Source organism: Bradyrhizobium betae, from assembly GCF_050632175.1.
GTDB lineage: Bacteria > Pseudomonadota > Alphaproteobacteria > Rhizobiales > Xanthobacteraceae > Bradyrhizobium > Bradyrhizobium betae_B.
In genome coordinates this window covers 5,081,636-5,107,842 of the sequence record NZ_CP192576.1, presented here as the reverse complement: position 1 = coordinate 5,107,842, position 26,207 = coordinate 5,081,636, and the positions used below count along the sequence as shown (strand labels likewise).

General features: G+C 64.1%; 22 protein-coding genes and 2 pseudogenes. 11 read left to right on the top strand and 13 right to left on the bottom strand.

The features are described 5' to 3' along the window. Positions 1–13: 13 nt before the first annotated feature. The 7 genes and pseudogenes from ACQ86E_RS24550 (at position 14) to ACQ86E_RS24520 (ending at position 4,350) form a co-directional block, all read left to right on the top strand. Positions 14–286, top strand: a complete 273-nt coding sequence (locus ACQ86E_RS24550) for a hypothetical protein (protein WP_431202179.1) — start codon at positions 14–16, stop codon at positions 284–286. 83 nt (positions 287–369) lie between these two features. Next, positions 370–1,488 carry an efflux RND transporter periplasmic adaptor subunit gene (locus ACQ86E_RS24545; RefSeq protein WP_431202178.1) on the top strand — a complete coding sequence of 373 codons (1,119 nt, stop codon included), beginning with the start codon at positions 370–372 and terminating at the stop codon, positions 1,486–1,488. Then, positions 1,485–2,648, top strand: a complete 1,164-nt coding sequence (locus ACQ86E_RS24540; RefSeq protein WP_431202177.1) for an ABC transporter permease — start codon at positions 1,485–1,487, stop codon at positions 2,646–2,648. The genes ACQ86E_RS24545 and ACQ86E_RS24540 overlap by 4 nt, the downstream gene beginning before the upstream one ends. Then, a pseudogene (locus tag ACQ86E_RS24535) lies at positions 2,645–3,111 on the top strand (ABC transporter ATP-binding protein); the annotation flags it as partial. The gene ACQ86E_RS24540 and the pseudogene ACQ86E_RS24535, both read left to right, overlap by 4 nt. Next, positions 3,112–3,372 carry a hypothetical protein gene (locus ACQ86E_RS24530; RefSeq protein WP_431206652.1) on the top strand — a complete coding sequence of 87 codons (261 nt, stop codon included), beginning with the start codon at positions 3,112–3,114 and terminating at the stop codon, positions 3,370–3,372. A 211-nt stretch (positions 3,373–3,583) separates the two neighbouring features. Then, entirely contained in the window at positions 3,584–3,976 is a 393-nt protein-coding gene (locus ACQ86E_RS24525; RefSeq protein ID WP_431202176.1) for a hypothetical protein, read from the top strand. Continuing rightward, positions 3,973–4,350, top strand: coding sequence for an outer membrane protein (locus tag ACQ86E_RS24520; protein ID WP_431202175.1), 378 nt, complete (start codon positions 3,973–3,975; stop codon positions 4,348–4,350). Before ACQ86E_RS24525 ends, ACQ86E_RS24520 begins: the two co-directional genes overlap by 4 nt. 353 nt (positions 4,351–4,703) lie before the next feature. On the opposite strand, the gene ACQ86E_RS24515 is transcribed toward ACQ86E_RS24520, so the two are convergent. The 8 genes and pseudogenes from ACQ86E_RS24515 to ACQ86E_RS24480 all read right to left on the bottom strand — a co-directional run bounded on the left by ACQ86E_RS24515 (position 4,704) and on the right by ACQ86E_RS24480 (position 14,102). Then, positions 4,704–6,107, bottom strand: coding sequence for a tetratricopeptide repeat protein (locus ACQ86E_RS24515; RefSeq protein WP_431202174.1), 1,404 nt, complete (start codon positions 6,105–6,107; stop codon positions 4,704–4,706). After that, on the bottom strand, positions 6,104–7,474 hold the full coding sequence (locus tag ACQ86E_RS24510; RefSeq protein ID WP_431202173.1) for a tetratricopeptide repeat protein: 1,371 nt from the start codon (positions 7,472–7,474) through the stop codon (positions 6,104–6,106). The genes ACQ86E_RS24515 and ACQ86E_RS24510 overlap by 4 nt, the downstream gene beginning before the upstream one ends. A gap of 427 nt (positions 7,475–7,901) precedes the next feature. Then, positions 7,902–8,651 (bottom strand): phosphorylase, encoded by a 750-nt coding sequence (locus ACQ86E_RS24505; protein ID WP_431202172.1) that lies wholly within the window; start codon positions 8,649–8,651, stop codon positions 7,902–7,904. Then, positions 8,648–10,630 carry a squalene--hopene cyclase gene (shc, locus tag ACQ86E_RS24500; protein WP_431202171.1) on the bottom strand — a complete coding sequence of 661 codons (1,983 nt, stop codon included), beginning with the start codon at positions 10,628–10,630 and terminating at the stop codon, positions 8,648–8,650. The genes ACQ86E_RS24505 and shc overlap by 4 nt, the downstream gene beginning before the upstream one ends. 65 nt (positions 10,631–10,695) lie before the next feature. Next, positions 10,696–11,963, bottom strand: a pseudogene (gene hpnE, locus ACQ86E_RS24495) (hydroxysqualene dehydroxylase HpnE). After that, entirely contained in the window at positions 11,963–12,802 is an 840-nt protein-coding gene (gene hpnD / locus ACQ86E_RS24490; protein ID WP_431202170.1) for a presqualene diphosphate synthase HpnD, read from the bottom strand. The pseudogene hpnE and the gene hpnD overlap by 1 nt, the downstream one beginning before the upstream one ends. Continuing rightward, positions 12,792–13,676 (bottom strand): squalene synthase HpnC, encoded by an 885-nt coding sequence (gene hpnC / locus ACQ86E_RS24485; RefSeq protein WP_431202169.1) that lies wholly within the window; start codon positions 13,674–13,676, stop codon positions 12,792–12,794. The genes hpnD and hpnC overlap by 11 nt, the downstream gene beginning before the upstream one ends. A 192-nt stretch (positions 13,677–13,868) precedes the next feature. Then, positions 13,869–14,102, bottom strand: a complete 234-nt coding sequence (locus ACQ86E_RS24480; protein ID WP_015687467.1) for a hypothetical protein — start codon at positions 14,100–14,102, stop codon at positions 13,869–13,871. A gap of 462 nt (positions 14,103–14,564) precedes the next feature. Here ACQ86E_RS24480 and ACQ86E_RS24475 point away from each other — a divergent pair, with 462 nt between their 5' ends. Then, the gene (locus ACQ86E_RS24475) at positions 14,565–15,062 is read left to right on the top strand and encodes a hypothetical protein (RefSeq protein ID WP_431202168.1); all 498 of its coding nucleotides are present in this window, start codon (positions 14,565–14,567) and stop codon (positions 15,060–15,062) included. Between the two features lie 97 nt (positions 15,063–15,159). Here the strand turns inward: ACQ86E_RS24475 and ACQ86E_RS24470 are convergent, their stop codons facing one another. The 4 genes from ACQ86E_RS24470 to ACQ86E_RS24455 form a co-directional block, all read right to left on the bottom strand. Beyond that, on the bottom strand, positions 15,160–17,526 hold the full coding sequence (locus ACQ86E_RS24470; protein ID WP_431202167.1) for an efflux RND transporter permease subunit: 2,367 nt from the start codon (positions 17,524–17,526) through the stop codon (positions 15,160–15,162). Positions 17,527–17,731: 205 nt separating this feature from the next. Continuing rightward, positions 17,732–18,517, bottom strand: coding sequence for an ethanolamine ammonia-lyase subunit EutC (gene eutC, locus ACQ86E_RS24465; RefSeq protein WP_431202166.1), 786 nt, complete (start codon positions 18,515–18,517; stop codon positions 17,732–17,734). Positions 18,518–18,523: 6 nt separating this feature from the next. Further along, positions 18,524–20,110, bottom strand: a complete 1,587-nt coding sequence (locus ACQ86E_RS24460) for a B12-binding domain-containing radical SAM protein (protein ID WP_431202165.1) — start codon at positions 20,108–20,110, stop codon at positions 18,524–18,526. A gap of 150 nt (positions 20,111–20,260) precedes the next feature. After that, on the bottom strand, positions 20,261–21,643 hold the full coding sequence (locus ACQ86E_RS24455) for an ethanolamine ammonia-lyase subunit EutB (RefSeq protein WP_431202164.1): 1,383 nt from the start codon (positions 21,641–21,643) through the stop codon (positions 20,261–20,263). 288 nt (positions 21,644–21,931) lie between these two features. Between ACQ86E_RS24455 and ACQ86E_RS24450 the strand changes: the two genes are divergently transcribed. From ACQ86E_RS24450 to ACQ86E_RS24440, 3 genes are all read left to right on the top strand, one after another. Beyond that, the gene (locus ACQ86E_RS24450) at positions 21,932–23,671 is read left to right on the top strand and encodes a methyl-accepting chemotaxis protein (RefSeq protein ID WP_431202163.1); all 1,740 of its coding nucleotides are present in this window, start codon (positions 21,932–21,934) and stop codon (positions 23,669–23,671) included. A gap of 220 nt (positions 23,672–23,891) precedes the next feature. Next, on the top strand, positions 23,892–25,409 hold the full coding sequence (locus ACQ86E_RS24445; RefSeq protein ID WP_431202162.1) for a M81 family metallopeptidase: 1,518 nt from the start codon (positions 23,892–23,894) through the stop codon (positions 25,407–25,409). 161 nt (positions 25,410–25,570) lie between these two features. Further along, positions 25,571–25,750: a hypothetical protein gene (locus ACQ86E_RS24440; RefSeq protein ID WP_431202161.1), complete on the top strand. Its 180-nt coding sequence runs from the start codon at positions 25,571–25,573 to the stop codon at positions 25,748–25,750. Positions 25,751–25,753: 3 nt separating this feature from the next. On the opposite strand, the gene ACQ86E_RS24435 is transcribed toward ACQ86E_RS24440, so the two are convergent. Beyond that, positions 25,754–26,194: a septal ring lytic transglycosylase RlpA family protein gene (locus tag ACQ86E_RS24435; protein ID WP_431202160.1), complete on the bottom strand. Its 441-nt coding sequence runs from the start codon at positions 26,192–26,194 to the stop codon at positions 25,754–25,756. Between the last annotated feature and the right edge of the window lie 13 nt (positions 26,195–26,207).

The window sequence follows — 26,207 nt, the reverse complement described above, 5'->3', positions numbered from 1 at the left end:
GCGGGACATGTCAATGTCGGTGAAGGCTGCGCGAAAGAGGCCGGTAAGGACGGTTACCAGCGGATCCGCCCCGGCAACGCGCTTCGAACCGCTGGACGCAGTTCCTTTCCGGCTGCGTAGCCTGATCGCCGCCATGGTGCGGAGCATCTGCGACGCGCCTTTGCTCCATGTCGGCGGTCGGCGACGTTCGTTTCCCGCCGAGGATACGGAAGCCGACACGAGGATCCGGATGTTCGTCTCGGGCTTCAATATTGCCAATTCTCGCGTGCCGCCCTTCAAATCATGAACATTCAGCAACCGGTCAGTTCTCTCCTGGCAGTGAACCGTCCACAGCCGCGACCCAGACGCACGTCGCCCGCGGTCTGGCTGATGGCCGTGCTCGGCGTCGGCGCAGCCGGTCTCTTCGCGTTCCGATACCTATACCCACATGCCGTTGAGGGAACGGCGGTCGTTCGGTCGACCTTGGCGCTGAGCGTCAATGGGCCGGGTACGCTCGACGCAATCAACAAGATCGTCGTCAGCAGCCGTAGCCAGGGCCGCCTTACCGAAATCACCGTCGACCGCAACGATACCATAACGGCCGGACAGATTCTGGCCCGCATCGAGTCATATGATCTGCGCCACCAGCTCGCAGCAGCACAAGCCAGCGAGCAGGCCGCTATCCGTGCAATCGAGGTTGCCAAGGCCAGTCGAACACGCGCCGATGCGACATTGGTCAACGCCAGGACCAACTACGAGCGTCAGGCCGCGCTCATTGATAAGGGATTCACCAGCCAGCAGAACTTCGATGCGGCGGAAGCCACCCTTCGGCAGGCGGCCGCCGACCTTGCACATGACGATCAGGTGATCGAGCAGACCCGGTCCCAGGCACAAAGTGCGGCGGCCAATGTCGGTGTCGTGCAGGCGCAGATCGACGATACGATCGTACGCGCGCCCTTTCCCGGCATTGTGGTCTCGCGCGACAGGAACATCGGCGACACCCTGACAATCGGTGCGTCGATCCTGCAGCTCGTCGATCCGGCCACGATTGTGCTGACTGCAAGGTTCGACGAAAGCACGATGCAGTCGATGAAGCCGGGGCAACCCGTGTGCATCTCATTTGCCTCGCAGCCCGGCAAGAACTTGTCGGGTCACGTGCTGCGCCTTGGCCGTATCGTCGACACCGAGACGCGTGAATTCACGCTCGACGTCAAGCTTGACACGCTGCCGGAGAATTGGGCGCTAGGCCAGCGCGGTCTCGCGAGTATTACCGTCGCCACCCTTGCCCAGGTTCCGACCCTGCCGAAATCATTCCTGGTGCGCAGGCATGGACGGGTGGGCGTATGGGTCGTCGAGGGCGGCAGAGCCTACTGGCGGACCGTCGAGCCCGGCGCCGCGGGCGTAGATCGCGTGGAGATTCGCCAAGGACTGGCGCCGGGCGAGATCACCCTCGTACCGGACGGCGTCTACCGTTTCATGAAAGTTCAGGTGCGGGGTGCCCCCACATGAATCTCGGCTGGAAGGATATCCGGCATAGCCCCACGCGCTTCGGTTTGACCGCCGTCGGCGTCGCATTTCTGATGACGGCGGCAATCGGGATGACGGGGCTTTATCGCGGCATCGTCGCGGATGCTCTTCTGATCGTCGATACGATCGGAGCTGACCTCTGGGTCGTCCAGGGTGATCGCTCTGGCCCCTTCGCCGAGAGTTCGGCACTTTCCTCGACAATGGACCGCCGCGTCGAGGGCGTCCCGGGCGTCGCCGCCGTCCGCCGCTTCGTGCAGTTCAGCCAGCAATACAGCTTCGAGCAACAATCGCGCCGCGCCACGATCACCGGTCTCGATTTTCCGCAAGACAGGGGCAACTGGATCCACCTGATCGCGGGTCGTTGTCTCGCGTCAGGCCACTACGAAGCGATTGCCGACGAGAGCACGGGGCTCGCGATTGGCGACCATGTCCGGCTCGGCCTCGATCTTTACGAGATCGTCGGCGCTACGCGGCAAATGGTGGATTCGGGCGGCGACGGGCTGATATTCGTGAGCATCAACGATGCCGTCACGATCGCCCAGCGGCGTACCAGTGAGGAAGTGCTTCTGGCCAGAGCCGCCAAGGGAGGCCAGACACCGCAGGCAGGCGACAACAGTTCGGTGACGCAGGATAGCAAGATCTCTGCCGTCCTGGTCACGCTCGATTCCGCCGCGGACCCTGCCAAGGTCGCCGCCGCGATCAAACTCTGGGGCGATGCGGGCGTCCTGAGCGGCGCGGATCAGCGCGATCTTCTTCTCAACGCGCGACTGTGGAAGCTGCGCATTCAGATCCTTGCCTTCACGGTTCTGATCTTGCTGATCACCTGCATCGTCGTCTCGCTCATCATCTACACCATGACGATCGAGAAACTCCATCAGATTGCGATGCTGAAGTTGATCGGCGCGCGCAATTCCGTGATCGTGAAGATGATCGGCCAACAGGCCGGGCTGATCGGCGTAGCCGGCTTTGCACTGGCGCTGCTCATGTCCATGGTGATTTTCCCGCTTTTTCCGCGACGAATCGTCATCGATATCGCGGATGCCAGCATGCTGGCTGCCGTTCTGGCTGCAATTTGCGTCATCGCGAGCGGTATCGGCATTGCCCGCGCCCTCAAGGTCAACGCTCGGGAGGTGCTCTCGTGAGAACCGACGTCGTCCTTTCCGTCCGGAACGCGCGAAAATATTATCCGAGCGGAGATTCCGTCACGCGCGCGCTCGACGGCGTTTCCCTGGATGTCCGCGCGGGCGAGCTGGTCGGCATCTTCGGCCCGAGCGGTTCCGGCAAGAGCACATTTCTCCTGATTGCCGGACTTCTGGAACGACCGACCGGCGGCGAGGTGATCGTGGCCGGCGAGCACGTATCGGATCCCACCGCCGAACTCGATCGACTGCGTGATTTTCGGCGACGAAATATCGGCTTCGTCTTCCAGAAGGCCAATCTGATCCCGTTCCTGACGGCCGTCGAGAATGTCGCGCTGGCATTGGAGATCGACGACGTCCCCGCGAGGCCGTCGCGTGAATACGCTATCGAGCTTCTGCGCACGCTTGACCTCGCCCACCGAGCCGACAACCGGCCGACCCAGCTCTCTGGGGAGAGCAGCAACGCGTGGCGGTGGCCCGTGCGCTGGCCAACGATCCGCCGCTGATCCTCGCCGACGAACCGTCCGCCGCGCTCGACAGCGTGCGCGGACGTCAGGTCATGCAGCTCTTCCGTCGGATTGCGACCGAGCGCAGAGCCGGCGTCGCCGTGGTCACGCACGATCCACGTTCGCTCGATCTGTTCGATCGCATCGTCGAATTCGAGGATGGACGAATTTCGGCGATCAAGGCCGAGCAAGCTCAGCTCTCGTCCTTCGATCATCGGTGACGGAGACTTTCGGGCGACCAGTTCTCCACACCAAGAGCGCCCGGTCCGGCGACGTGTTACGTACCAATACAAAATCCCACAAACTTCCGCATCAGCGCGAAACGGCATTGACAGTCGTCCGGCACCCTTCGTCACGGATTCGAACGATTGGAGATATCAGATGCGTCGGACTATTGTTTCGGCTTTCACCGCTGTCCTTGCCGGCCCCGCGATGGCGGCTGACCTTGGCGCCGCGGCGCCGTCCTACAAGGCACCTTCCTACCTGACGGCCGAACAGACTGCCTTCAACTGGACCGGCAACTATTTCGGTGTCCATATCGCCGGCGCGAGGGGTGATTTCAGCTTCAGCCCGATCGCATCGCCGGCGCTTGGCGGTGCCGCCACATCTTTCGGCGATATGTCATCAAACGACAATGATGCCTTCGTCGGCGGATTTCAGGTCGGCCGCAACTGGCAGTTTGGCCGTTGGGTGCTTGGATTCGAGCACGATGCACAATTCACCAAACTGAACGGCAGCATCACGTCCGGATCGGGTGTCGCGGCACCTTTGCCGAGGGAGACAGCTTCAACGCCAAGGTCAGTTATCTCAGCGCGACGCGCGTGAAGGTCGGCTACGCCCGGGACCGCGTCATGGCCTATCTCGTCGGCGGCCTGGAGATGGGTCGAGTGGACGTTACCGCCAACTATGCGTCACGAACCGGCATCGGTGCCGGCGCGCCGCTGAGCTTCGACGACACCCACAAGCTCCAGTTCGGCTATACGGTCGGGGCCGGCGCCGAATACGCCTTCACCAACAACATCTCATTCGGCGTCGAGTACCGTTACCTGACCCTCAACAAGGCGACCTACAATCTCGGCACAGTCACATCTGCGGTCGGCGACGTCAGCAACGTCACCGCCGATGTCGGTCTGAAATCATCGCAAGTGCTGGTTCGGATGAACGTAAAGTTCGATGGCCTTGCCTTGTCGGGCTTCTGATCGAAACTGGAACACCGATCCGCAAGGCTATGGGTGCATCAGCGACTGGCAGTCCGCGCGCGCTGCCGGCACGCACTCAGAGTGCCCGGCGCGGACGGCTCGACGGTTGCCGCTACGCGAGGGGATAAGGCTCACGGGTCCTTCCGCCCCTCGCGCCCCGATCTGCACGATCGACGATCGGGGCATCGGCGGAACCGGAAGTTCTGCGCGCGGCAGAACCACGTGATCTAGTCTAGGGTCAGCGTAATCTGCCCAGGCAAACCGCGATTGATGAAGAGCTATCGCCCAAGGTCGGCGACGGCGGGAATTGGAAAGGCGCTTGTTACGTTGTTAGGGTGACAGTGCTCCGGCACCTATCTCTTCCGAAATATCATGAAGGCGCCCTCGATCGGATGTCGCATTTCAAGCCGAAGCGTCGCCGTCGTTGATTCCAGTTTTTCGAAATGGTCGGATGCCAATGTTTCGACATAGGTGACGGAATGCGCGAAACGTCCGGACGGTCGCAGTTCAAAATTCGCGGCGGCCGTCGTTTCGATACTGAGCGCCAGGATGCCATCCTTTACGATGGCGTCGGCAACTGCACTGAAGAATGCGCTGAGGTCGCCAACATAGACCAGGACATCGGCCGCGAAGATGAGATCGAAGCTCACCGGCCTCGTCGCCAGGAACTGGACTGCCTCGGCTTTCCTCAACTCGCTGTAGAAGCGGCGCTCCTCCGCCTGGAGCAGCATCGATCCCGAGAGGTCGACGCCAATCGCGATGCCGCCAAACCGAGAGAGGGGCTTTGCTGCCAAGCCGGTACCGCAGCCAAGATCGAGAATACGATCGAAACCACCACGGTGCAGCGCGATCATCTGCGCCATGATCTCGGGCGCGCGATATTGCAGCGACTCGGTGAGCTTCCTGTCGAAACTGGGCGCCAAGCGGTCGAAATGTGTTTCGACATAGTCCACTGGCGCCGTAGGCAGCTGTTCACCGGCCACCGCGCTGTTCATGTAGCGCTGGACCACGTCATTGGGATGATGTCTCAGCCGAAATTGGCCAACCAGGCGGGCGGCATCCCGGTACCCGTGCACGTTGAGCAGCGCAAATGCTTCCTGCGAAATGTCGACGGGTCCATCACCCGGGTCGGCGAGCCGGCTGTAATTTGCCAGAGCCTCCTCGAGCTTGCCCTCGATGATTGCCTGGAAGGTCATTGCCTTGAGGCGGACCAATGCGCTGTCCGGATCCAGCGGGCCGAACTCGATCGCGGCATCGAATGACTTCGCGGTACCGGCAAAATCACCGGTCGCGTAACAGGCATGACCAAGACAAAGATGCGCGATTGCGTTCTTCGGATCATGCAGGACGGCCTGCTGCAGGCATTGCAGGGCCTGCGCCGGTTTGCCACTCCTGAGGTGGATGATGCCGAGACCGAAATGGGCGCTCGCAATCGTCTCGTCGAGCACGATCGTCTTCCTGTAGGCCGATGCCGCCAGATCCTGATCCTTCATGCGGTCGAGGACCGTTGCCAGCATCAGCCAGGATTGAGGGCGCTGCTCGTCGACCGCGATCGATCTTCCGATTGAGGCCAGCGCCCTCTCGCTGTTGTTGGAAGCCAGCTGCACCCCGCACAGGTCCTCCCAGATCAAGGCGTTGTCCGGCTCCAGGACCAGTGCGGACTCAAACGACAGGATCGCCAGTTCCAGTTCACCCGATTTCCATCGCACGAGACCGAGTTTCCGGAGTTCATCGGCTCCGAGGCCCTGCTCGTTCATGAGGTTGCGAAGCCGGCCGGCAGCACGATGAGGGTGGACCTGTCATGACCGAGAAGGAAATCCACAACCGACCCTGCCTCGACGGGCATTGGCTTCGGCAAGACATGAAGCACCTGGAGCCAGCCGCCATCGTGATAGCCGTCCGGATGGTTGGTGAAGACGATATCGTCAATAAGGTCGACCTGCATCCATTGCACGACGCCGACGGCGGTTCCTGAGGTAATCACAGGGATCGATACGGCCCGCAGCTCCGGTTCATGTGCAGCCGATGTCAAATCCAGCGACGCGATTTCAAAATCGTTCGAAAGCCTCGACCATTCGGTCATCGTACCATGGATGGGCAAACGCAGCGGCGCCAGACTGTTGAACCGCGCAACGTTGAATCCGGACGCCATCCTCACGTGGCTGTAGGCAGCGAGCGTTTCGCTCGCCACGAGGCAGCCCATGGCAGATGCCGCCTTTGGAATGACGATCGCGTCCTCGGCAATCAGCCGACGCCGCGCATCTTCGAATGTGCTCAACACATCCTCGGCCAGGAGATCGCTGGACAGGATTTCGGAGATCATGATGTCGGCTTTCGCCGGGATATCCCTGCCGACGGAAAGCGCCGTCGAGGATTTGCCGATGACCTTGATCTGTTCGCCATATCCGTTTTCGGCGACGATCTCTTGCGCTACACGCGCTATGGTCGGAACCGTCTCGCAACTGACGATGTTGGTGGCGCCTTCACGCGCGGCCATCATCGACAGCAAGCCACTGCCCGTGCCGATGTCGAGGATTTGCGCGCTCGAGCCGCGGGTTGCCAGCGCCCGCCGGATCGCCCGTTCGAAACAGTCGTTGCGGCGCGTGTCGTTCATCATGGGGATGTGCCAGAAGGGAACGATCGCGGACGACAACCGGCGCATCTGGTGGTAGGCGTTGACGTTGTCGGGCTGAAGCCGAAGGACGTGGCCGAACTCGATGATCGCTTCATCCTTTCGCCCGCTATCGGCCAGTGCCACGGCGAGATTATTGCGGATGAGCGCATCGTCGGGAGCGAGACCTGTCGCGATCTCAAAACAGCTCAGGGCTTCCGTCAAACGCCCGGTCTTGTAGAGCAGCCCACCCTTGGCAGCCAGGGCATTGAGGTGAAACGGCTGGATCGAAAGCAGCCTGTCCCAATAGTGAACGGCGAGGTCGATATCTCCGCGTTTCGCAACAACGCTTGCAAGGAGCGGGAGAACATCCGTGCTGCGATAATCTTCCAGCAATACCTGCAGATAATGCTGTTCGGCGCATTCCCAATGCCCGTCGACATGCAATTGCATTGCCCTCTCAAGTGAGAGCCTTGCCGAATTCACGTGCTCTCCAGTGGCCTGCTTGTTCATCCCAACTCCCATGCAGTCTAAATGGACCAGGAAGCGGACTGAACCCGACCGGTCTCGCTGGGAGCGAGAGCATTGCTCAGGTGCAATTCCAGATACGCGAGACGGGCATTCCCAAAGATCTCTACGGCAGCCATGCGGGGGACGTTACGGCCGCTGGAAATTATTTGCCGTGATTCGTCGATCACGTCGATGTCCATGCCCGTCCTCGGGGTGCCTGCGCTGCTCTCGCCCGTCCAACGCGGCCGGAGTTGCGGCCTACCGCTCAAACCGCCGGCGGAAACAACCATATTCGCTTCGCGCTACGCGATGTGCGCCATATGGATCGGCCAATGCGGCTGTGGCGGCTTCGCTCCATCCGGCCACGCATCAAAGAAAAGGCCCGGTGCCAGTGGCAACCGGGCCGTTTCCTTGCCGGACAGGAAACCGCTCAGGCCGCCTTGGACACCAGCGTCTCGCTCTCGATCAGCTCGGTGCCGATCAGATAATCCCGACAGCCGCGAAGCGACCGCAGCGCGCGGTTGAAGTCGATACCGGTCGAGACCAGGCCATGCAGCGCGGCGGGATTGCGGACGATGCCGCGCAGCACCGCGGCGAGATCGATCTGGCCGTTCGGCTTGATCGCGGCGCGGGCGAGCGCCGGCAGCGCGCGATGGGCGGGATCGCTGATGACGCGGACCGCGGCGAACGGCAAGCCGGCCTCGGCGGCGTAGGCGGCCGCGATGTGGCTTTCCATGTCGACGGCGGAGGCCCCGGTCTCCGAATGCAGCGCCGCCTTGCCGGAGCGCCCGGTGACCACTTCCTCGGCGCCGGCGAGGCTGCCGCGCACCACGCGGCGGCGGCCCGACGTCAGGCGGTCGATCAGGTCGTTACCGAGCGACAGGCCGGCAGCCCAGCGGGTATCGCCGGAGAGCACTTCGGTCGCCAGCACGACGTCGCCGGAGCGCAAGCTCGGGTCGAGGCCGCCAGCCACACCGAACGAGATCACACCGCGAATCGTATTGGGATCCAGCACCGTCAGGAGCGCCCGCAACTGGGTTGGGCTACTCGACGAGCAAATGACCGCCATTCCAGGCCCGGCCGCGATGCGGGCCTCCTGAACCAGACCGGTCACAATGAGTATCGGTCGCGGGTCGATCGCCTGGCCCGCGGCAACGTAGTCCCCCATCCCCAAAGTCACATTCCGACCCCTACCACCCTGCTGTTGGTGTTCCGCAAGTTCCGATACCGCGCCAACGCCCACAGCGGGAAGAACTTCGGGTAACCATGATAACGTAGATAGAATACACGGGGAAAGCCCGTGGCGGTGTACCGCTGCTCGTCCCACAGTCCTTTTTTGTTCTGTGTTGCAATCAGGTACTCCACCCCGCGGGCGACGGCCGGGTGATCAACCTCGCCAGCTGCCATAAGAGCAAGCAAGGCCCATGCCGTTTGCGAGGCAGTCGAGGGGGCGGCCTCCCATCCCCGGTAATCGAGCCGGTAGCTGACGGCATCCTCACCCCAGCCGCCGTCCTTGTTCTGGATCGAGGCCAGCCAGGCGGCGGCCTTGCGCATCATGGGGTCGTCGTGGCGGATTCCGGCCATGTTGAGGGCGCAGAGCACCGACCAGGTTCCGTAGATGAAGTTCATGCCCCAGCGGCCGTACCAGGACCCCTCGGGGTGCTGGGTCTTCCGGAGATAGGCGACCCCGTCGGCCACATGCTTGCTGGTCTGCGCGGTCTCGCCGAGCTGGGCCAGCATCGAGATGCAGCGGGCGGTGACGTCCTCGGTCGGCGGGTCGAGCAGCGCACCGTGATCCGAGAACGGGATGTTGTTCAGGTAATATTCGAGATTGTTGACGTCGAAGGCGGCCCAGCCGCCGTCGTCGCTCTGCATGCCCTCGATCCACTCCCGGCCGCGGTCGATCGCGGCGTCATAGCCGGCCACACCGTGCTCCCGGCGCATGCGGTCCATCGACATCACCACCACGGCGGTGTCGTCGAGATCGGGGTAATGGGCGTTGTTGTACTGGAAGGCCCAGCCGCCGGGGCGCACATCGGGCCGCTTCACCGCCCAGTCGCCCTTGACCTCGAGCTCCTGCTTGGGGATCAGCCAGTCGAGGCCTTGCTTCGCCGCGGGCACCGCCTTGTCACCGCCGGCTTCCAGCAATGCGTGGGCGGTCAGCGTCGTGTCCCACACCGGCGAGACGCAGGGCTGGCAGTAAGCCTCGTCGTCGTTGATCACCAGCAGCTTGTCGATGCCCCGGCGCGTGACCGCGCGCGGCGGGTAGTTCTCGTCCTTGCCCAGCGCGTCGTACATCATGACGATGTTGGCCATGGGCGGATAGATCGCGCCCATGCCGTCCTCGCCGTTGAGGCGCTCCTCGGTGAAGGCAAGCGCCGCATCGATCGCGCGCTTGCGCAGGCGCTTCGGAAACATCGGCTCGACCACGCGCAAAATCCCGTCGAGCGCGCGGAACAGCACGAACCAGGCCATGCTCTGGTGCGGCGCCTTCGCGGTCATGCCGATCGAACGCGGATCCTGGAGGAACAATTCGTCGATGCCGACGCCCTTCGGATTCTTCGCGCGCGGCTTGAGCGCGGCGAGAACCATCAGCGGCACCATCGTGGTGCGCGCCCAGTAGGAGATCTTGTTGAGGTGGAACGGCGACCAGAACGGCAGCAGCACGATCTCGATCGGCAGCACCGGCACCGCGCGCCAGGTCACGACGCCGAACATCGCCAGCATGAAGCGCGTGAAGACGTTGCTGTTTATCGCGCCGCCGCGCGCGTGCATCGCCTCGCGCGCGCGCACCATGTGCGGCGCATCGACGGAATCGCCGATCATCTTCAGCGCAAAATAGGCCTTCACGCTGGCGCTCATGTCGAACTCGCCGTCATGCACCAGCGGCCAGCCGCCATGGGCACCCTGGACGCGGCGCAGATAGTTGCCGATCTTGGCTTCGAGCACGGTGTCGACGGGTTCGGCGAGGTAATGGCGCAGCAGGATGTACTCGGCCGGAATCGTGCAGTCGGCCTCGAGCTCGAACACCCAATGGCCGTCCGGCTGCTGGAAGCCGATGACGCCTTGCGTCGCCGACGCAATGCTCGATTCCAGGACCTTCGATTCCAAGATCCTCGATTCTTGTGCTTCGCGGCTGGTCGCGTTCACGGAATCCATCTCGCTCGATTGCTCCGATAGTCGATTGAAATTGACCGGGACGTTTTGCCCGTCAGGGCCGCCTCTCAAGATCCTTTGGCGGCCAGAACCAGATCGGCGGCGCGATCACCGGACCGGACCGATCCCTCGATGGTTGCAGGCAATCCCGTAGCAGTCCAGTCGCCGGCGAGGAACAGGTTTTTCAGCGCGGTGACCGGCCCCGGACGCAGGGCATTCTGGGCCGGCGTGGCGGCGAAAGTGGCCCGGCGCTCGCGCACGATCTGCCAGGGGGCAACGGCGGCGGCACGTCGCCGGAAATCCCGCCCGCCTTGCAGACGTCGTTCCAGATCGCCTGCGCGAGTTCCTCGCGCGGCATATCGACCAGCCGATCGCCGTTGCTGATAGTGACGGAGAGGCGGTTCGGGAAGGCGAACAGCCATTCGACGATGCTGCCGATGACGCCGAGGATCGGCGGCGAACCCTGCGGCGGCTCAAAGCGGAAATGGGCATTCACGATGGCGCGGAATTCGGTCGGCGTCTTCAGGCCCGGCAGCAGGCTGGAGGCGGCGCGCGGCGGCACCGCCATCACGACGACGTCGCCCTCACCGACCTCAATCACATCCTCGCCGCCAAAGTTCAGCGCGCCGACCTTGCCGTCAGTGGTCGCGAACGAACGCAGCTCATGGCCGAGCTGAACGGTGTGGCCACGCTCAGCCAGGAACTTCACGGCGGGTTCGATCAGCACGGCGCTGAGGCCGTCGCGTGCGATCAGCGGGCGGCAGGCCTGTCCGCCGGCCAGCAATGTCTCGCGCACGATCGCGCCGGCAAGCCCCGCCGACCCCTCGGGCGGATCGACGTTGAGCGCCGCCAGCAGCAGCGGCTGCACCAGGCGCTGATAGAGCACGCCTTCGGTCGGAATCGACTTGCCGACCAGCGTCTGCTCCGACGCCCAGATCAGCGGCGCCAGTTTCAGATAGTCAGTGAGACCCGTATCAGGGACGCGGCGGCTCTCGTCGAGCACCCAGGTCGGCAGCCGGCCTTTGCCGAGATCTATCTGCCAACGCTGCCCGGTCGTGAGGTCGACAAAGGGAAACTGCGCGCTTTCGGGACCGACGAGGCCGGCCTCGGTGCCGATCGAACGGGCATAGGCCCGCGCGTGGCTGTTGCCCGACAGCAGCAGATGATTGCCGTTGTCGATGGTGAGGCCGGTTGCGCCGTCGAAATAGGAACGGCAGCGGCCGCCGGCCTGCTGCGTCGCCTCGTGCACGGCGACCTTGAAGCCGGCATTGGCAAGCCGCACGGCGGCGGAGAGGCCGGAAATTCCGGCACCGATGATGTGAGCTGTGTGTTGCATCAGATGAAAGCGTAACGAAGCAGGATCAGCATGCGTGTGACCTTCGACACACGCACCGGCTCGCGCGGCGCGTTGAAGCCGCGCGCGATCAGCAGGTCCAGAATGGCGTGATAGTATTTCGACATGATCCGCGGCGCGCGCACCGCGCGGCGCTTGTTGCGGTTCATGATCTCGTCGGACTGCTCGAAATGCGACTTGGCGCGCTGTGCCAGCGGCAGGCAGACCTTCGCCAGCGCGCGCTCGACGATCACGCGGTTCGGATCATCGGAGGTGATGCCGGCATGCAGCAGCGCCTCACGCGGCAGATAGAGCCGGCCGAGGCCGGCGTCCTCGTCGATGTCGCGCAGGATATTGGTGAGTTGGAGCGCGCGGCCGAGATGATGGGCGAGCAGGATGCCGTCCTCTTCAGGCAGGCCGAACACCCGCACCGACAATCGTCCCACGGCGCTGGCGACGCGATCGCAGTAAAGATCCAGCGTCGCCATGTCGGGCGCGCGGATGTCCTGCGGCACGTCCATCTCCATGCCGTCGACGATGGCGAGGAAATCCTCCCGCTTCAGCCCGAACGTCTTCACCGAGCCGACGTAGTCGGCAAGGCGCGGCGGCGGATGGCCCTGATAGAGCGCATCGATGTCGTTCCGCCACTCCTGAAGCGCGGCGAGCCGCTCGTCGCGCGGACCGTCGGAATCGGCGATGTCGTCGACCTGCCGGCAGAAGCTGTAGATCTGGAACATCGCCTCGCGCTGGTCGCGCGGCAGGATGCGCATCGCAGCGTAGAAGGAGCTGTTCGATGCGGTCGAGCCATAACTGGCGCCGGGCGAGGTCGCCTCAAGCGTCATGTGCAGTCCCCGGTCTGGAAATGGCCTTGCGTCCGACCGCACGGCGGCCGACTTCGCCGATCATCCCGGCAAGGCTGAAGGTGAGAAGCTCGAACTTGTTCAGATGCACGCGCTCACGCAGGGGATCACGCACCTTCAACAGGCGCACGATACGGCCGGCATAGGCCTGGATCACCGCGACGTCGATGCCGAGGCGGACATCCCGGATCTCCGCAGCCAGCGACCTGCCCTCGTCGAGCAGCGCTTCGTTGCGTAACGCGAGCGACTGAAGACAGGCCAGCATCGCCGGCGGCGACTGCGTCAGGCCAAGCTGCTCGACCGAGGCGCCGCTTGCGGCCAGCGCATCGCGCGGCAGGTAGACGCGGTTGAGTTCGCGGAAATCCTTGCCGCAATCCTGCAGATGGTTGTTGATCTGGAGGCCTGCGCAGAGTGCGTCCGACGCGGCCCAGGTCGAGGTGCTCTCGCCATGGACGTCGAGCATGAAGCGGCCGACGGGCATCGCGGAATAGCGGCAATAGTGGATGACCTCGTCCCAGTTCTCGTAGCGCAGCTTGGTCACGTCCATGCGGAACGCGATCAGCACGTCGAGCGCATGGCGCGGCGCCATGCCTCGCTCGGCCAGTGCGCGGCGCAGGATGACGGCTTCGGCCTGGGTGTCGCCGTTGCCGAGCAGCTCCGCCTCGAACAGATCGAGCAAGCGCAACTTCTCATCGGCCGGCAGGGTGGCGTGATCGGCGATATCGTCGGCGGTACGGACGAAATTGTAATACGCCAGGATCAGCGCGCGATGACGCGGATGAATGATCCAGGACGCGACGGGAAAATTCTCGTCGCGGTCACCTTTGCCGGATCGCAATTCGCTCGCAGAGGTCATCGAGGGCTGGTCAACAATCGTTTGGACAGGAAGGGCTTTTTCGCTCGCGCGGGCTCATGCCGGCGATGCCGCCGCGGCCCCCATATAGGGGAATACGGCCGCAAAACCAATCCTGTCTGTCGATGGCGGCCTGCGCCGATCGGACCCGGAAAGGCGGCCCGGGGTCCGCCTTTTGTGGGCCAGCGGCCGAGCTTACTGGTTGTGGCTCTTCAGGACCTGGTCGCAGGCCTGCGAGATCTTGGGCCGGTTTTCCTTGAGGCAGGCCAGGATGGTGAAATCGCCCTGGTCGATGACCGGACGGCAGAACTTCTGCACATCGCGCGTGCAGGCCTTCTGTTCGGCGTCCGTGCCGCGGCCTGCCTGGGCGAATGCCGCCGTGGAAAGGGATGCCGACAGCAGGGTGAGAGCGACGAGTAGCTTACGCATTGTATTCCTTCGATCTGACGGCAGAATCGTACCGATCCCGGTCAGCACAGGGCGGACGGCCGGAACGGATCGTTCTGGTGGCAAGTTCGCCGCGGAAAGCACGGCATTCGGAGAAGGCACAAGCGCTGGTAAATGCGGCCAAATTGGCGCCGCGGCCACCAAACCAGGCCTTCTCCCGAGTTTCATTGGCAGATGTAAGAGATTGATACTACGTCATAATTCCGGAGAGCCGCGTTTTGGTGCGCACCTGTTGCAGCGCTGCATCTCTGGACCGGCCTTTTTTGGCGGAAACACATCGAAACACCGGGCGTTGCAGGATCGGAGCCTGTTGCAGGGGCGTGGTGAACCGCCATCTCTGGCGGTCAGGCTTTGAACCTGACACAGGCTCGGAACACTAAACTTTCGATGTGGCGAGACGTTCTTCATCGTCGATGAACGTCATTCGAAAACGGGATATTCAAAATGCAATTCTTTGGGCGATCTGGACAGGCGATCAAGGCGGCCGGCCTTGGGGCGGCGCTGCTCTTCTCAGTTTCTGCAAGCCACGCTCAGTCGTCCGGACCGTTCGCCGGTTTCGACGGCGCGTGGACCGGCACCGGCACAGTGTCGCTGTCCGATGGGTCCACCGAGCGCATCCGCTGCAAGGCCGACTACAAGGTCGCCAGCACCGGTCTCGGCCTCAAGCAGGCGCTGCACTGTGCCAGCGACAGCTACAAGTTCGACCTCACCAGCGACGTGACGAGCCAGGGCGAGCGGATCTCCGGCAACTGGAGCGAGACCAACCGCAATATCTTCGGCAATCTGCAGGGCACCGCCGGTGGCGGTCAGATCGAGGTGTTCGTCGAGGCCAACGGCTTCGCCGCCAATTTGTCGCTGCGCACGAACGGCAGCAAGCAGACGGTGCAGATCTCCTCCAAGGGCGAGATCCGCGGCGTCAACATCACGATGACGAAGAGCTGATCGCCCGTCGTCCTTCAGATATCCACATCAAGACAAACCCCCGGATCTCGCGAACCGGGGGTTTTTCCATGCGGACCGTGGCGTCGGTCTCGAATTGTCAGATCGCCGGCTTGTCCGGTCCCTGAAGCTTGCCGTGCAGGTTGATCAGCCACATCGCCGTCGGCCGCAGGATGAAGAGATCGGCGACGAGGGCCATTACCATCGAGAAGGCACTGAGCCAGCCGAACAGCCGCAGCGACGGCAGGTCGGAGAACACGGTGACGACGAGGCCGCACGCCAGCACCAGCGTGGTCAGGATCAGCGCCGGGCCGACCAGTACGGTCGCCCGCTCCACGGCGAGCGCCGAACCGACGCCGGGCTTGCTCTCCAGCCTGAGGCGATTGAGGAAGTGGATGGTGGCGCTCAAGCCCAGGCCGAACGAGACGGTGAGCGCGACGACGCTGGCAAATTGGAGTCCCTCACCCATCGCCCACAGCACCGTTCCGGACATCACCACCGGGAAGATACCCGGCAGGATGCAGGCGAGCATCACGACCCATGATCGGAACGCCAGGCCGATGAACATCGCGACCAGCGCGAATTCGATGGTGAGCCCGTGGTTGAGTTTCTCGATCATGCCGGCCGAATTACGCGCGGCGATGGCGGCAAGACCCGTCACGGCCACTTCGTAGCCCGGGTGCTTCTTTCGGACGGCGTCTAGCTCGGAATCGAGCTTGTCGACGATCGGCAGAAGCTGGCTGGAATCCTTGTCCGGCACGCGGCCTGCGACCACGACGGCGTCCTGCTGGGCATCGATGAAGCGCCGCACCAGATGCTCGGGAATGACGCTGACATATTCCTTGAGTGTCGCGACGTCGGAGCCGCCGGCCTTTTCCGCGAGCCAGCGGCGCGGCGTCTCGAGCGACCAGACGTTGCCGACACCCGCGGTCTTCTCGACGATTGCGTGCACGTCCGCGATGGTCTGCAGCGTCTCCGGCGAGTAGAGCGATTCACCCTTGGGGAACTGGATCAGCACGTTGACCGGGTTGGCGCCGGTGAGCTTGGCATCGAGCCGGTCGCTGGCGGCAACCGCCTGGCGCTTGTCCGGCACCTGGTCGGCGAGCCGGTAGCGCGGCTCCAGGTTGGCGTAGATGACGCCGAGGCCGGCGACGAACACCACCGCGATCAGGCTGAACAGACCGGGACGGCCGACCATGCGCACCGCGATCCAGTAGCAGAAATTGCGCAGCGCCTGGACGCCGGCATCGGCGCTCTGGAACTTGGTCGCGAAGACTTTCTCGTTTCGCACCAGCAGCACGCCGAACACCGGCACCAGCGACAGCACCGCGACCAGCGCGATGATGGTGGCGGCCAGGCCCGCCTCGCCGAACTTGCGGATCAGGTCGGAGTCGGAGAACTGGAGCGCGATGAAGGAAATGCCGGCGGTCCCGTGCGTCAGCACGCAGGCCGGGCCCACCACCAGCACCGCGTTCTTGAACGCGGTGAACTTGTCCTGTCCTGCGATCAGCCGGTCGCGCGCGGCGAATGTGAGCTGCATCGAGTCCGAGAAGCTGATCACCATGATGAGCGGCGTCATCACGTTCAGGAACATGTTGAGATTGAAATTGGCCCAGCCGAGCGCGCCGAGCGCCAGCAGGATCGCGATCATCGGCGGGAACGCCGCCGCCACCATGAAGGAGACCTTGCGGAAGAAGATGATGGCGATGACGCAACCGGCGAGGATGCCGAGGATATTGTAGGTGAGCCCGTCACGCTCGACCGCGTTGCGGATCTCGAGCTGCATCACCGGGACGCCGGAGAGCTGCACGTTGAGCCCGGTATCGCCGAGGTCTTCCTTCATCAGCGCGCGGATGTCGCCGACGGTCTTGGTCAGCTTGTTGGAAGCGACCACCTCCGGATCGAGCGAGAGCACGATCAGCGCCAGCGTGCCGTCCTCGGACAACAGCTTGCCGCGGATGATCTCGTTGTTTTTGACGGTCTCGATGAACTTGTCATAGGCCGCGCCCTCGGGCAGCTCGGACGGGAATAGCGCCGCCGGCAACTTGCCAGGCGCCGGCGCCTGGCGCGCCGAGAACAGCGAGACCAGGCCGCGCGTGCCTTCGACGAGCTGCAGGTCGGTGACGAAGTCGCGCAGCTTCTCTAGGTTGTTCCGCGCCAGCAGGGTCTTACCCTCGACCACCACGAGCACGTCGAATTCCTCGGCCGGGAACTTCTTCGTCACCTCTTCGTACTGGCGGAATTCGCGGGTGTCGGAGCGGAACAGCTGCGACAGCGAATCGTCGATCTTGATCCGGTGGATACCGAACACGGCGCCGACGATCAGCACGAGCAGGACGATGCAGGAAACGATCGGCGCCCGGACGGCGATCAGCCCGATGCGCTCAAGCCCGAAGGCGATCGAGGACGCAGGTCCCTGCTCGACCTTCTCGACATGAACCTCACTCTCGCTGTGCTTTTCGAGCATGCCTTGTCCAGTTCCTAAATCGGCTCGGTCTGTGAGCTTGTTGCGCCCCGCGAACGGCTTGAAAATGCCATACCAATGGGGGTCTTGCCCGTTGAAAATGCGCGGAAAATCGCCGGAAGGGGTTTAGCAGGTCAATCACTCTTCTCGCAAGCAGGCGAAGGGTGGCCCAACCGATCAAGATGCGGCGATTTTGCCGGAATGCCCGTCATTCGGGCAAAGCCGTGCCAATTCGACGCGGCGCCCGGTCCGCGCTCTCGTCTTTCAGCGCCACGCCGGTTGCTTCCCGCGCCAGCCCCTCGCGCACGAGCCAGGCGATCTTGAACGCCGCCTCGTCATAGCTCAACCCGGCCTTGTGGATGTTCGACACGCAATTGCGCTCGGCATCGGTGCGGGCGGGCCTCGGCGCGAAAGTCAGATAGGCGCCGAGACTGTCCGGTGCGGACAGGCCCGGCCGCTCGCCGATCAGCGTCACCACCATCTGCGCGCCGAGAATCGCGCCGATCTCGTCGCCGAGCGCGACGCGCGCGCCTGAGGCGACGACGACATTGCCGATCGCGACGCCATCGGCTTCTGCGAGCAGCGGCAGCAGGTGCTTCACTAGCTCGACCGCATGGGCATGGACCGCCGCCGCCGACAGGCCGTCGCCGATCACGACCGCGAGCCGACACGGCTGCGAGGCACCTCGCGCCAGAAGCTGCGCCGAATCGGCATCGAGCTGTCGTCCAAGATCAGGCCGCCGCAGATAGTCCCTGCGGTCGGACGCCTGGCTCCGCGCCTCGGTGACGACGAGGCCAAGCGCGCGGAGATCGGATACCAGTCGCGGCGCATCGAACGCCGCATGCACGGCGTCGCGGGCACGGGCATGGTCCAGTGTGAAATCGAGCAGCGCGCGCGTCGGCACGCTCGCGCCGTTGCGTCCGAGCGCGACGCGCGCGGGCGTGAGCGACCGCAGATCGAGGGTCGGGCGGCGGGGGACGGCCGGATCAGACATGTCGCATCATTCGGCGGGAACGGAGGCCTCGCGCAGCCGGATCGAATAGTTCGATGCGTTCTGCTTGCCGCTGGAGGCCGCGCGCGCAAAGGTGATGAGGTGATGCGCGATCAGGGTGCAGCCGATCAGGCCTTCGAGGTCGCCGCGCTTGATCCGTCCCAGCGCAAACTTCCAGAACACGCGCTTGTAGTCGCCGAGCACACCGACTTTCCAGAAGATGTTACGCAGCATGACGAGGCCGCGCCTGATGTTGCGCCATGTCTTCATTTCGTCCGAAACCGGCATCTTCAACCGGTGGGGATAGGTGTGGTCGCATTGATACTGGAAGCGCGCAAAGACCTTCTCGGGCTCGTAGGCGACGCCCATGCAGTGCTTCCACGACGCGACGACGTCGTCATAGGGCAGCAGGAAATCGACGTTGGAATCGCGGCCGTCGTCCTCGATCAGACGCCCTTCCCGCTCCAGCCGGTCCCACAGCGGCGTCTTCGGCAGCGCCTGGAGCAGGTTGATGGTGAGCAACGGAATCTGGGATTCCTCGACGAAAGCCAGCAGCGCATCGGAGGTCTTCGGCTTGTCGGTGTCGAGCCCCATGATGATGCCGGACACCACCTCCATGCCGTAGGAGTTGATGGTGCGCACGCCCTCCAGGATCGGGACCATCATGTTGTGATCCTTCTGCATCGCCTTCAAGGCGTCGGGATCCGGCGTCTCGATGCCGCAGAAGATGGTGATGAAATAGGCCTCGCGCATCTTCTCGAGGATCTCGGGCCGCTTGGCGATGTTGAGCGTCGCTTCGCAGGCGAGCCGCACTACGTAGCCGGTCCGCTTCTGCCATTCGATCAGATGCGGCAACAGATCCATCGCCGCCTTGCGGTTGCCGATGAAATTGTCGTCGACGAAATAGACCGTGTCGGTCATGCCGCATTCGCGCAGGCGGTCGAGCTCGGCGATGATCTGCTCCGGCGACTTGAGGCGCGGATTGCGGCCGTAGAGGCCCGGGATATCGCAGAACTCGCACTGATAAGGGCAGCCGCTGGAATACTGGATGCTGCCGAGCATGTATTTCTTCACGTCGGCAAGCTCGTAGGCCGGGATCGGAAACTCCGTCATCGGCACCCGGTCTTTGGTCGTGAGGACGACCTGCTGTTCGGGGCGCGAGGTGTCGCGCGACAGGATCTCGATGAGCTGGTTGGTGGCGTCGCCGAGCTCGCCGACATGGAGATAGTCGAACGACGGATAATAATCCGGGCAGGCGCTGACGGAGGGCCCGCCGAGCGCGACCGGGAGGTCGAACGCATGGGCGCGGCGGCAGATGTCGTTCATCTGCTGGCGCTGGATGTGCATGCCGCTGACGAAGACGGCCTCGGCCCAGTCGAATTCGTCCCTGGTCGCGAGGCGGAGGTTCTCGTCGACGAATTTAACCTGCCACTCCTCGGGCAGGTAGGCTGCGAGCAGCAAAAGCCCCTGCGGCGGCATGAAGGCGCTGACGCCGTCGGTGAGCGGATAGGAGTGCTCGAACGTTCCGAACGATGAGGTATACCGCGGGAACACGCATAGAATCCGCCGGGTCGTACCGTTACTTTCAGCTCGCATTAAAGCTCCCCCGCCACGCCCACATAGCTGCGGAAATTGCCAGCCATACGCATAGCGTAATGCTGTCGCCGGAATTTCTCAATATTGTGGCAAGAGCTTAATTCCGAAAGCGACCAATGGTTTCCCTCAGGGTCAGTTGCTGCCGCCACGTCACGCGATGAGCCGCGAGGCAAAATCGGGCAGCAGGCCTGCATCGCCGGCGAGCCGGAAATCGGCGCCCGCCAGGCCCGCCTGCACCATCCAGTCGTCGAATTCCGGCGCGCGGCGCAGGCCGAAGACGTCGCGGACATAGAGCGCGTCGTGAAACGACGTCGATTGATAGTTCAGCATGACGTCGTCCGCGCCCGGCACCCCCATGATGAAGGTGACGCCGGCAGCCGCCAGCAGCGTCAGCAGATTGTCCATGTCGTCCTGGTCCGCCTCGGCATGGTTGGTGTAGCAGATGTCGGTCCCGAGCGGCAGACCGAGCAATTTGCCGCAGAAATGATCCTCCAGCCCTGCCCGGATGATCTCCTTGCCGTCGTAGAGATATTCCGGGCCGATGAAGCCGACTACGCTGTTGACCAGCAGGGGCGCAAAGGCCCGTGCAACGGCATAGGCGCGCGCCTCGCAGGTCTGCTGGTCGACGCCATGGTGAGCGTTGGCCGAAAGCGCCGAGCCCTGCCCGGTCTCGAAATACATCACGTTCTGGCCGACCGTGCCGCGCTTCTGCGACAGCCCGGCCTCCTGCCCTTCCTTCAGAAGCGCCAGGTCGATGCCAAAGCTGCGGTTGGCGGCCTCGGTGCCGGCGACCGACTGGAAGACGAGGTCGACCGGCACGCCTTGGCCGATCAGCGACAGCGTCGTCGTGACGTGGGTCAGCACGCAAGCCTGGGTCGGGATCTTCAGCCGTGCGATGATCTCGTCCAGCAGCCGCAGCAATTGAGCGATCACGGCCGGGTCGTCGCTGGCGGGGTTGATACCGATGCAGGCATCACCCGCACCGAGCAAAAGGCCGTCGAGGATCGAGGCGGTGATGCCCCTGGCATCGTCGAAGGGATGATTGGGCTGGAGCCGCGTGCTCATCCGCCCCTTCAGGCCGATGGTGTTGCGGAAGGCGGTGGTGACCTCGCATTTCCGCGCGGCGAGGATCAAATCCTGGTTGCGCATCAACTTGGAGACCGCGGCGGCCATCTCCGGGGTGACGCCGGGCGCCAGCTTGCGCAGGATCTCGGGCGTGGCGGCATCCGACAACAGCCAGTCGCGGAAGCTGCCGACCGTGAGCGAGGCCACGGGCGCGAAGGCTTCTGCGTCATGGCTGTCGATCACGAGGCGCGTGACCTCGTCGGCTTCGTAGGGAATAACGGCTTCCTGCAGGAACTGCCCAAGCGGAACATCGGCAAGCGCCATCCGTGCCGCGATCATCTGCTCGGCGCTCCCTGCGGCAACCCCGGCCAGCCGGTCGCCCGAGCGCGGCGGCGTGGCCTTGGCGAGGAGGTCGCGCATATCAGGGAATGTATAGATCGTGGCGTCGATGGTGTGGCGGTAGACCAAAGGCCCCTCCGGAGTTCGTCGGCCAGTGACCGACCTGGAATCGAATACGCGCTTGACGGCCGGTGCGCACGCCGAAATTCGGGGCACTCCGGGCCATTCCCGGGCGGGCCTGCCGGAAATCGATACGAGGGAGCCAAGACACTGAAATAACTTACCTTTCTTTGGACCAAAGACGAGGGGCCAGGCCGCCGCGTTAACGCCGTGTCCACCTTCGTTCTGCATAGTTCTGCAGCATTTCTCACCATCGCGCTTTCCGGCCGCTCACGGCCATTCGGGTCCCAGGACACCATGACATCAGACCGATCTGGGAATGCCACTCGCCTGGCAGGCCGCTTCACGCTCGCGACCAAGCTCTACGCGATCTTCGCGTTGTTCGCGCTGCTCACCGCCGCGATCGCGCTGCTGTCCGACACCAACAGCCGCCGCAACGCCGAGCTGACGAGCGCGATCGAGACGGCGAACGCCGCGGCGCTGAACGTCGAGCGGGTCAACTCGCTGGTCTATGCCGTCGTGATGGAATCGCGCGGCGTCTACATGTCGGCCGAACCGGCCGTGGTGAAGAAATACGGCGAGGGCCTGCTCAAGTTCAACGCGCAGATCCTGAACGTCGTGAAAGGCTGGGAGGGCATCGTCAAAGCCGACGACGCCGAACAGTTCGCCACCTTCAAAAAGCGCATCGAGCAGTTCGTCGACTTCCGCAAGGAGCTGGTGCGCCGCGGCGTCGAAATCAACGCGGCCGCGGGCCGCGAATGGGGCGACAACGACGCCAACCGCGCCGTGCGCTCGGCGCTGAACAAGGATCTCGAGGCGCTGTCCAAGGTCTACGCCGAGCGCGCCAGACAGATCGCGCAGCAGACCGAGACCAATCGCACGCTGTCCTTCGTGCTGACCTGCCTCGGCGGCGTGGCGCTGGCGCTGGTCGTGATCGGCATCGTCATCATCGCCCGCTCGATCGCCCGCCCCCTTTCCGCCATCACGGCGACCATCAAGCGGGTCGCGGACGGCGCCGATGATGTCGTGGTGCCATACGCCGACCGCGCCGACGAGATCGGCGCGCTGGCAAGCGCCATCCAGATCTTCCAGGACGCGATGGGCCGCAACCGCAATCTGGCTTCGCAGGTGTCGCAGGACTCGGCCGCGCGCGAGCAGCGCGCGCGCCATATCGAGCAATCCGTCGAAGAGTTCCGCGAGGCGATCGGCGCGATCATGCGCGGCCTCAGCGACAACGCCTCGGTCATGCGCGAGACCGCGCAGACCATCACCCGCGTCACCGCGGATGCGAGCAGCCGCGCCGGCACGGCGGCGAACGCGACCGAGCAGGCCTCCCACAACGTCACCGCAGTGGCGGGCGCGGCCGAAGAGCTGTCGGCCTCCGTCGAGGAGATCGGCCGTCAGGTCCGGCAGAGCGCCGGCGCGGTCGAGCAGACCGGCCAGCGCACCGAGAAATCGATCGCCGAGATCGAGAGTCTTGCCGCCGCCACGCAGCGCATCGACGGCGTGCTCAGCCTGATCCAGGCGATCGCCGAGCAGACCAACCTGCTCGCGCTCAACGCCACCATCGAGGCCGCGCGCGCCGGTGACGCCGGCCGCGGCTTTGCCGTCGTCGCGCACGAGGTCAAGGCGCTGGCGGGACAGACCGCGAAGGCGACCGCCGACATCAGCGAGAACGTCGCGATGATCCAGGTCTCCACCCGAAACGCGGTCGATGCCGTCCGCGAGATCGGCGGCGCGGTCCACGAGATCAACGAGGTCACGACAGCCATCGCCGGCGCCGTCAGCCAGCAGGACCAGGCAACCCGCGAGATCTCTTCCAATGCGCAATCGGCGGCCCAGGGCAATGAGACGCTTGTGGCCAACATCACCTCGCTCCGCGACGCCATCGGCGAGACCGACACGGCGGCAGCATCCGTGTTGACCGCGGCGAGCAGCCTGACGACGACGGCGGACACGCTGTCGCGCGAGGTGGAGAAGTTCTTCCAGAACCTGCGGTCGGGCGCGGCGGATGGACGTCGCGCCAAGGCGGGGTAGCGCCACGTCCGCCGCTGCTGCTCAGCCTCATCCTGTGAGGATACCGCGAAGCGCGTCTTTTCGAAGGACGAGGCAACTGCGGACATAGCAGCCACGCACTTCATCCTCATTGGCGTTTTTCCCCGTCCCGCGATACTGATCCATCGCGGCAAGAGATCAACGTGCGCCGGCGCGACTGAGCTTTCGTCAAACTGTAAAAGCAAGACCAAGAAGGAATCCCATGAGCCAGACGCGGCGCGTTCTCTCGGCGCAGATTGCCCACGAGACCAACACTTTCTCGATCGTTCCGACCACGCTCGAGGACTATCGCAAGCGGCTATTTCTGCTGGACGGCGAGATCGCCGCGGCGCTGGCCGACACCAGGATGGAGATCGCCGCGCATCTGGCCGCGGCCAAGCGTTTCGGCTGGACCCTGGTGCAGCCGATCGCCGCCGCGGCGACCCCATCCGGGAAGACGACAGCCGAGTGCTGGGACGAGCTGCAGCGCCTGGTCTACGAGGCCTGCGAAGCGGGACCGTTCGACGGCGTCATCCTCGCATTGCACGGCGCGATGGTGACCGAGACCGACGACGACGCCGAGGGGGCGCTGCTGGAAGGCCTGCGCAAGCGTCTCGGCGACACGATCCCGATCGCGGTGACGCTCGATCTGCATGCCAACGTCACCGAACGCATGGGCCGGCTCGCCAGCATCATGCTGCCCTATCGCACCTATCCACATATCGACCAATATGAGACGGCGTTCCGCGCCGCCGAACTGCTGCAATCGGCGATGGACGGCAAGACCCGCCCAAAGGTGTTCCGCCTGCAGGGACCTCTGCTCGACGGCTGCAATCACGGCCGCACCCAGGGCGGCGTGATGAGCGACCTGCTGGCGCGCGCAGCGGACATGCAGGCGCAAACGCCCGGCCTGCTGTCCGTCGATGTCTGCGCGGGCTTCAGCCGCTCGGACATTGCCGAGGTCGGCCCCAGCGTCCAGGTCACCTATGATGCCTCCCACAACGCCGCCGAGGCGGCCGCGCGGCAGGCCGCGACCGCGCTCAACGACGAGATGGTCCGCCGGCGCGCCGAAGTCACCGTCACGGCACTCGATCTGCCGGCCGCAACGAGGCTTGCCGTCGCAGCCGCAACGGACGACGCGGATACCCGTCCGCTCGTGATCGCCGACTTCAGCGACAACCCGGGCTCGGGCGCCTATGGCGATGGCGTCCGCCTGCTGGAGGCGCTGCTGCACGCCGAGGTCGAAGGCGTGCTGTTCGGCGTCCTAGGCGATCCCGAAGCCGCCGCCCGCTGCCACGAAGCAGGCCTTGGTGCCAGCCTGGATGTCGTCGTCGGCGCCAAGCGCCATCCCGCCAGCTACGGACCTCCGCTCACGCTGACCGGGCGGGTGACCGGCCTTTCGGACGGCGCCTTCGTCTGCGAGGGCCCGATGAATGCCGGCCAGCCCATGACGCTCGGGCCCGCGGCCCTGCTCGAGGTCAACGGCATCTCCATCGCGATTTCGACCAACACGCTGCAGACCTACGATCAGGAAATGTTCCGCATTCTCGGCGCGGAGCCGGCTCAATTCCGGATCGTCGTGGTCAAGTCCGCGCACCACTTCCGCGCCGGCTTCGGGCCGATGGCCAAGGAGGTGATCCTGGCCGACAGCGGCGGCCTCGCCACCTTCGACAACAACAAGCTGACCTACCGAAAAGTCCGCCGGCCGATCTGGCCGCTCGACGAGATCCCGGCGGGTTGAACTTCCTCGTTTGGCATTGCGGCTCATCCCGCAATGCCAAACGAGAAACCCCAGCAAAGATGCCGGGGCTTGCGATGTGGCCCGCGTACATCCGGCGAACCAATCGTCACGTGGGAAACTAGCAACGGAATTTGAATGGATGATGACGGGAGCGAGTCGACATGATGTCGCGATGGCAGCGGCAAATCCGGGCCGGCGAACTCGTCATCGTGCTCGACGACTGGTCGCCGAAGTTCGATGGCCATTATATCTATTATCCGACCGCGCGGCAGAACTCAGCGGCGTTCAAGGTGACCGTCGATGCGCTACGCCATCACGCGCCGCGCCGGAAACGCGGCTGAGTTTCAGCCGATCGGCCCGGGCGTCCAATCGTCGCCGGAGAGCGGCTTGACCGTGACGTCAGGAATGACGCCGAGCTCCATGCCCGGATCGAAATGGCGCATCGTCCGTTCGTTGAGGTCGATGATTCGGCCGGGCTTGAGCGGCCCCACGTCGTTGATCTTGACGATGACTTTCTTGCCGACCGCCTCGACGAGGGCAAATGTCGGTCGCGCCCCGAACTGGACCCCGCCGAATTTCTGACGCAGGCTCGTCTTGATTGCAGCCGTCCAGACCTCGGGATCGTAACGCTCCCCGGACGCCGTGGTCGGGCCGCCCTCCTCTTTGCCGGGCTTGAACGGATTATACGTGGATGCTGCGCCAACGACCGCATCTCCGGAGGCGGCATCGACCACGGCACTGGAACGAACCTCGGTTGCTTCACTGCGAGCAACGGGCACGGTCACGACAAGCACAACA